The sequence below is a fragment of the Vibrio sp. 661 genome, assembly GCF_033339315.1.
GTDB classification, from domain to species: domain Bacteria; phylum Pseudomonadota; class Gammaproteobacteria; order Enterobacterales; family Vibrionaceae; genus Vibrio; species Vibrio alginolyticus.
Window position 1 is genome coordinate 1 of the sequence record NZ_JAWOUJ010000121.1, and the last position, 1,086, is coordinate 1,086.

Below are 1,086 nucleotides of genomic sequence, written 5' to 3' on the forward strand. Positions count from 1 at the left end.
ACGGACGCTTCGGGCCGAACGTTATCAGGGCAAACCACGGAAGCATTTTACAACTCTCTACGTCATGTAAGGCCGTTATGTTTCGGTCGTAACTGTGCGTTGGGGCCAGGTGAACTTCGCCCATACGTGGAAGAGCTTTCTCGTATTTCTGAATCATTTGTTTCCGCGCACCCTAACGCAGGTTTGCCGAATGCTTTTGGAGAATATGACCTTTCTCCAGAAGATATGGCAGAGCATGTAAAAGAGTGGGCTAGCAGCGGCTTTTTAAATCTGATTGGTGGCTGTTGTGGTACAACGCCGGAGCATATTCGCCAAATGGCGCAGGCCGTTGAAGGTGTTACACCTCGCGCTTTGCCAGATTTGCCTGTTGCTTGTCGTCTCTCCGGATTAGAGCCATTAACGATTGAGAAAGAGACTTTATTCATCAATGTCGGTGAGCGAACTAACGTCACAGGTTCTGCTCGCTTTAAACGTTTGATCAAAGAAGAACAGTATGACGAAGCATTAGAAGTCGCGCGTCAGCAAGTTGAAAATGGTGCCCAAATCATCGACATCAACATGGATGAGGGGATGTTAGACGCACAGGCTTGTATGGTGCGTTTTCTATACCTATGTGCCTCAGAACCAGAAATCTCCACAGTGCCAATCATGGTCGACTCTTCCAAATGGGAAGTGATCGAAGCGGGTCTGAAAGGCATTCAAGGTAAAGGTATTGTGAACTCTATCTCTTTGAAGGAAGGCAAAGAGAAATTTGTTGAGCAAGCTAAACTGATCCGTCGTTATGGCGCAGCTGTGATCGTCATGGCATTCGATGAGGTTGGTCAGGCAGAAACACGCGCGCGCAAGCTAGAAATCTGTACAAATGCTTATCGTATTTTGGTAGACGAAGTTGGCTTCCCGCCAGAAGACATTATTTTTGACCCGAACATTTTTGCCGTCGCAACGGGTATTGATGAGCACAACAACTATGCTGTTGATTTTATTGAAGCTGTAGCGGACATCAAGCGCGATTTGCCACACGCGATGATTTCCGGTGGCGTGTCGAACGTGTCTTTCTCTTTCCGCGGTAATAACTACGTTCGTGAA

General features: G+C 47.3%; 1 protein-coding gene. It reads left to right on the plus strand.

Translation table 11 applies throughout. The annotated features are described in order from the left end of the window. On the plus strand, positions 1 to 1,086 hold a 1,086-nt coding region (locus R7P69_RS25115; protein ID WP_318121819.1), incomplete at both ends, for a dihydropteroate synthase.